This is a genomic window from Nocardioides sp. Soil796 (assembly GCF_001429525.1).
Classification (GTDB): Bacteria; Actinomycetota; Actinomycetes; order Propionibacteriales; family Nocardioidaceae; genus Nocardioides.
The window spans coordinates 834,813-840,812 of the sequence record NZ_LMSQ01000019.1 but is presented as its reverse complement, the minus strand read 5'-3'; the positions used below and the strand labels follow the sequence as shown (position 1 = coordinate 840,812).

Genomic DNA, 6,000 nt, shown 5'->3' with positions numbered 1-6,000 from the left:
CAGCGTCGGGAAGGTGTCCCAGGCGACGTTGGTGGTGGTGCCGGCCGGGTTGCAGGCATCGAGCGAGGCCGGCTGGGCCGGGACGTCGATGACACAGTCACCGGTCTGCGCGAGCACCGTGATGCCGTCGTACGTCTTGGACGACAGCTCGACGAACGAGGCCGAGAAGACGTAGCCGTCTTCGGCGGTGTACACCACGTCGTACGAGCCGGGGCCGTAGACGGTCGTGTCCGTGATCTGCTCCCCGTTGACCGTCACCGCGGTGTGGGCGGGGACGGTCACGCTGAGGGAGCCGTCGTCGAAGCAGGTCGGGGCGGTCGGCACGGGTGCGGCCGGAACCTCGAGGCAGGACGTTGCTGCGGCGAACGTGTGCTGGTAGGTCGCCGTGCCGTCCTGGTTCACCGTCCAGCCCGCTGTCGGGCCGAAGGCGTACGTCGCATCGGGTGTGGCGGTGATCGTGACGGTCGTGGCCTCGGTGCCGCTGGAGGCGGGCGAGATCACGTAGCCGACGTGGTCGGTGTCGGCCACCGAGATCGACCAGGGCACGTCACACGAGGTGCTCGGCTGGGCCACCGGGGCGGCCGGGTGGATCACGGTGACGCACGGGACGTCCGTGTTCTCTGTGTAGTGGACCGTGTAGGTCGCGGCGTTGCCGGGGAACACGTTCGGCGCGACGGCTGTGAAGGTCGCGGTGCCGTCTCCGTTGTCGATGCCGGTGTACTTCGGCGACGTCGAGAGCGTCACGGTGTCGTTCGCCGTACCGCAGGGGTCGGCAGGGTCGACGGTCGGAAGGTCGTCGATCACCACGGGACAGTTCTTCGGCGTGGTGAACGTGTGACTGAAGGTCACCGTCGTCTCGGGCGTCGAGCCGGTGACCAGGAAGCGGTACGGCGGGATCACGGTGTAGGTGACGGTGAAGGTGCCGCCCGGGGACAGGCTGCCCGACGTCGAGACGGTGGCCCGCGTCGAGGGGTACGTCGCCAGGACGTAGGTTCCGAGCGGGCTGGCACAGGTCGGCTCACCCCACGTGGGAGCGGCCGGCGGGACGATCAGGATCGGGCAGTCGTTCGTGGTCGGCTTCGAGGCCGCACCGGTGTCGAAGCCGTAGACGTAGCTGGACCCCTGGGCGTCCTCGAAGCCCCAGGTGCCGGGCTCGCGGTTCTCGTTGTAGGCCACCGAGTTGACGGTCTGCGCCTTCTCGTTGTCGCTGGGTGTGCGGGAGTACTTGCACACCCAGACCTTGGAGTCGGTGGTCTCGATCGTCGTGGGCGCCGACACCGTCGTGGTGGTGCGGGCGGTCGGCGCGGACTTCTTGGGAGTGGTGGCGGGCTCGGCCTGCTGTGGCTCGGCCTGTCCGGGGTCTTCTGCGTCGGCCTTGGCGGGCTCCGGCGCGGCCTCTTCCGCAACAGCCTCTTCGGGCGCGGAGGCCTCGGTGGCAGGCGTCTCGGTGGACGTGTCGGCAGCGGCCTCGCCGGCGGCGGTCTCGCCGGCGGCGGCGTCGACAGCGGCGGTGCCGTCTGCGCCGGTGCCCGCGCCGCCCTCGTCGTCGGCGGAGGCCGGAGCGGTCAGGCCGGCCACGGCGGCCAGCGTGATCAGGAGGACGACGGCCAGATGGGCCAGGAGTCGTCGAACGATGTGGGCGCGATGAAGCGCCGAAGAGCTTGCCACGGGATCCCCCCAGGATCAGTTCCGTGTGCACGCGTCACTGAAGAACGTATGCGGTGCCGTGTGGTCGTCCGGTCGAGCCCCGAGTGTGCTGGTCGCGAAGAGACCGACACGCAGCGCGGTCCCCCACTGGGTGCGCAACGGTCAAGTGTGTCCGTGGCAGGTGCCCCGGACGTGTCTCGTGCTCAGACTGATCTGCGGTCCCCCCGGCTGCGCCGGCGCGTCACTGTCGTGATGTAAGTCGCCGGACATCACCCGGATTTCCCGATCCCGGCGATGTCACTGGCCGCAACCGTAGGGGACCCCTCAGACAGTTGAAGGTGCAATCTCCGTGATCCGGGTCAAGATGGCTCGAATGGACCATGTACGAACCACCCGGTTGCGCGGGACGAACACCCGTCCGTGGGCGTAACTTTTGGAGTTTTGGGGCGTGAGGCGGCCAGTGGTGCGTGAATCGTCCAGTGGTGCCAGGTCCGTCGTACGGCGCGGGCGGCTACCGTTCGGCTGTGGAACACGCCGATCACAGTGCGCAGCCCGAGGCTGAAGAGGAACCGGCGCGGGCGCCGTACGACCCGATGCCGCACGGGCCCGAGGAGGTGGGGCTCGGGCCGTGGCAGGGGGAGTGGCCCGACGACGACCGTCTCGATCCCGAGCTGCTGGAGCACGGCGACCGGCGCAACGTCGTCGACCGCTATCGCTACTGGACGATGGAGGCGATCGTCGCCGACCTCGACACCCGGCGGCACGGCTTCCACGTCGCGATCGAGAACTGGCAGCACGACTTCAACATCGGCACGATCGTGCGCACCGCCAACGCGTTCCTGGCCGCCGAGGTGCACATCGTCGGCCGGAAGCGGTGGAACCGTCGCGGCGCGATGGTGACCGACCGCTACCAACACGTCAGGCACCACGCGACGCCCGCTGACCTGGCGGCCTACCTGCACGAGAGGTCGGTGCGGCTCCTGGGCATCGACAACCTGCCGGGTTCCGCACACCTCGAGACGATGGAGCTGCCGCGTGAGGTGTGCTTCCTCTTCGGCCAGGAGGGCCCCGGCCTCTCCGAGAGCGCGCGCGAGGTGGTCGACGGCACCTTCTCGATCGCGCAGTTCGGTTCCACCCGGTCGATCAACGCCTCGGCCGCGGCGGCGATCGCCATGCACACCTGGGTCCGGGAGTACGCCGACCTCTCCGGCGACGCCGCCTGGCGCGGCTAGGGCATGCCCTAGGTCGTCTGCTCCAACAGGGCGCGCAGCGCCTCGAGCCCGCGCGACGTGTGACTCTTGACCGTGCCCGTCGAGATGCCCAGCTCGTCGGCGGTCTCCTGCACGTCGAGGCCCAGCCAGTGCCGCAGGACGACGACCTTGCGCTGCATCTCCGGCATGCCTTGCAAGGCGTCGAACAGCTCCGAGCGTTCCTCGGGCCCGATGCCCGTCGGGGCCGTGGCGTCCATGCCCTCGTCCAGCTCGACGGTCTGTGGCCGCCTCAGCCGGGTCCGGTGCTCGTCGATGTTGGTGCGCACCAGGATCTGTCGCACGTAGGCGTCCGGGTTCTCGTTCATGCGCACCTGCGGCCACACGACGTACAGCTTGGTGAGCGCGACCTGCAGCAGGTCGTCGGCCTGGTGCCAGTCGCCGCAGATCGCATAGGCGATGCGGCGCAGCTGGCCCTGACGTGCGGCGACGTACTCGACGTACTCCGCCTCGCGGCGGGTACGCCGAGCGGTCAGCCCGGTGAGCAGGCTCATCGCACGCCGACCTCGGACTCGTAGCGGGGTCGGGCCCAGTCGAGGAAGGCGTCGAGGGTCGAGGGGTTGCCGGCGTCGGCGGCCGGGACCGCCATGTAGTCGTCGGAACCGTCGACAGTGCGGACCAGAACGAACCACTCCGCGCCGCTGTCGTCGCGGACCTGGGCCACCCAGCTCGGGTCGTCCGCCTTCGCGAAGTTGTTTGGGAGGTCGGGCTGGGTCCGCTGGTCGAGGATCGTGGTTTCCCCAACCGGGGCAAGGGATTCTCCGGTGATCTTGACGAGTCCCGAGCCGTCGACCGTGCCGGGCATGTCGGAGTCGTCGGTGTTCGCGGCGGCGTCGTCGCGCAGCCGCTTGAGCTGGTGTCTCGCCCAGGGTTCGAGGCGGTCGGCCGACCTGGCGGGTGACCAGATGCCGTTGCCGGGCGCGAGCATCAAGATGTTGCTGAGCTCGCCCTGCGGCGACCTCATGGTCGCTGCGACGGACACCTGTCCCTTCGCGAAGCCGTCGAGGCGGCGCACGAAGGTCCAGCCGGGCCGCACCAGCAGGTCCGTGCCTTCCCAGGCGAAGGCCAGGAAGCTGCCCCCGCCGAGGAGTTCCGCGCGTTGCTGGGGCGTCGGTGCCGGGGTCCGGTAGATCACCCGGTCGGGAGTGAGGACCGGCTTGGCGGTGTCGGCGTCGGCCTCCGGGTCACCGGCGAACGCGGGTGCGTCGTCGCGGTTGGTCACCTGGGGGTCACTGCCGGGCAGGGCCACCCAGGCCGTGCCGCCGAGCACCGCGGCCATGGCCAGGGCGCCCACGCCGACCGCAGCACGCCGGCGTCGCAGCGCCGCGCGCCCCGCGGAGAGTCGTGCGTCGATCGGGCGATGGGCCGGGCCGTCGCCGATGGCGTCCTCGAGCCGGTCCAAGATGTCGTGGTGGTCGTCCATGGTGCTCTCCCCGTCCGTGGTCCTTGTGGTTCATCAAGGAGTACGGCGCGATGTCGGCGACGGTTGTCAACGAGCGTTGGGAAATCTCCGGATCAGCCAGGGAAGTTGCGGTCGCCGTCGGGGCCGGCCAGCTTGGACTGGATCATCGGGTAGTCCTCGAGCTCACCGACGCCCGCGTCGTTGGGTGCGTTGATGCCGTTGCGGTTCTGGCTGGCGTCCCAGTAGGCGATCAGCGTGCCGTCCGCGTCGAACAGCTTGATCCGGTTGATCACGTCGTCGATGTTCTGGCCGTTGCGCAGGGGCATGCCGTCCTTGGCCCAGGTGATGTCGTCGGGCAGGGTGCCGACGTGCTCGACGTAGTAGTAGCCCTCGTTGGCGTCGACCTTCTCCCACTTGCCGTCGAAGAACCGCACTTCGACCCGCGCCACGGCCGGGTCACGTCGACCCTCATGGGTGGCGACGAACTTGCCGCAGCCGGGCACCACGTCACGGTCCGGGTCGCAGGCCTGGCCGACGCCGTATCCGTAGCCGAGGTTCGAGATCTGCGGGTCGGGGGCGATCCGATAGGCGGGCATCACGAAGGCCTCGGAGCTGCCCCTGTCGATGTAGCACTCGCCCCAGAACTTCTGGTTGCCCGAGCGCAGGTAGGCGCGGGTGTTGCCGTCGTACGTGACGATCGAGGCCATCACCTCGGGGGCACCTCCGCGCCAGAGGTACTTGGTGCCGCCGTTGCGACCGTCGGCCTCGTGGCAGGTCTCGACGATCTGCTGGTTCGGGTCGGGCGGTGTGGTGTCGGGGGTCTGGCTCGCCACGGTGGTGGTGTCGCGGTCGTTTCCCTTGTCCGGGTCACCCTGGACGGCGTACGCGCCGCCGCCGATCACGGTCATCACGGCCAGGGCGGCCGCGCCCGTCGAGAGGCGCCGCCGGCGCAGCGCCCTGTGGCCGTTGGTGAGGTGTACGTCGAGGGGCCGGTGCTGCGGCTCGTCGTCGAAGAGCGTGTCGAAGCGGTCGTGGAGGTCAGGCATGTCAGTTCCTCGTCATCTCGGGGAGTTCTTCACCCAGGGCGGCGCGCAGGCTGTTCAGGGCATGGTGGGTGTGGGCCTTGACCGTGCCGGGCGCGATCGAGAGCTCGTGGGCGGTCTGCTCGACGGAGAAGTCGAGCCAGTGGCGCAGCACGACCACCTTGCGCTGCATCGGCGGCAGGGTGTCGAGCGCCGCCAGCAGGCTGGACCGGTCGTCGGGGTCACTGCCTGGCGGGGCGGGTGCATCGAGTCCGTCGAGGCCCGGCGACTCGCGTTGTCGCGCGGGTCTTCGGTGGTCGTCGATGTGGGCGTTGAGGATCACCCGACGCGCGTAGGCGTCGTGGGCCCGGTCGTCGCGCAGTCGCGGCCACGCGACGTACATCTTGGTGAGCGCGGTCTGCAGCAGGTCCTCGGCTCGACCCCAGTCACTGGTCAGGGTGTAGGCGAACCTGCGCAGGTAGCCCTGGCGTGCGGCGACGTACTCACTGAACGCCGCGTCGCGTTCGGCCTTGCGCATGAGGTGGTCCTCTCGTTTCTTCGACCCTGTCACTTCCTAGGACGCATGGCACCCCGCTCGGGGTTTAGGTCACCGCACGTTCGTCGCAGGCTAGGCTGGCGGCCGACCGCCGCAGCGCAATCG

5 protein-coding genes and 1 pseudogene are annotated in these 6,000 nt (G+C 69.5%); 1 reads left to right on the top strand and 5 read right to left on the bottom strand.

What is annotated here, in order from left to right:
• Window positions 1–1,668, bottom strand: a pseudogene (locus tag ASH02_RS21185) (hypothetical protein); the annotation flags it as partial.
• A gap of 572 nt (window positions 1,669–2,240) precedes the next feature.
• Here ASH02_RS21185 and ASH02_RS21180 point away from each other — a divergent pair.
• Complete coding sequence (locus ASH02_RS21180; protein WP_056683009.1) at window positions 2,241–2,879, top strand: TrmH family RNA methyltransferase; 639 nt, start codon at window positions 2,241–2,243, stop codon at window positions 2,877–2,879.
• Window positions 2,880–2,887: 8 nt separating this feature from the next.
• Here ASH02_RS21180 and ASH02_RS21175 read toward each other — a convergent pair whose 3' ends face one another.
• The 4 genes from ASH02_RS21175 to ASH02_RS21160 form a co-directional block, all read right to left on the bottom strand.
• Window positions 2,888–3,409, bottom strand: a complete 522-nt coding sequence (locus ASH02_RS21175) for a SigE family RNA polymerase sigma factor (protein ID WP_056683006.1) — start codon at window positions 3,407–3,409, stop codon at window positions 2,888–2,890.
• Window positions 3,406–4,338 (bottom strand): hypothetical protein, encoded by a 933-nt coding sequence (locus tag ASH02_RS21170; protein ID WP_056683003.1) that lies wholly within the window; start codon window positions 4,336–4,338, stop codon window positions 3,406–3,408. Before ASH02_RS21170 ends, ASH02_RS21175 begins: the two co-directional genes overlap by 4 nt.
• Window positions 4,339–4,430: 92 nt before the next feature.
• Window positions 4,431–5,363: a hypothetical protein gene (locus ASH02_RS21165; protein WP_056683000.1), complete on the bottom strand. Its 933-nt coding sequence runs from the start codon at window positions 5,361–5,363 to the stop codon at window positions 4,431–4,433.
• A 1-nt stretch (window position 5,364) separates the two neighbouring features.
• Entirely contained in the window at window positions 5,365–5,877 is a 513-nt protein-coding gene (locus ASH02_RS21160) for a SigE family RNA polymerase sigma factor (RefSeq protein WP_056682997.1), read from the bottom strand.
• Window positions 5,878–6,000 lie beyond the last annotated feature (123 nt).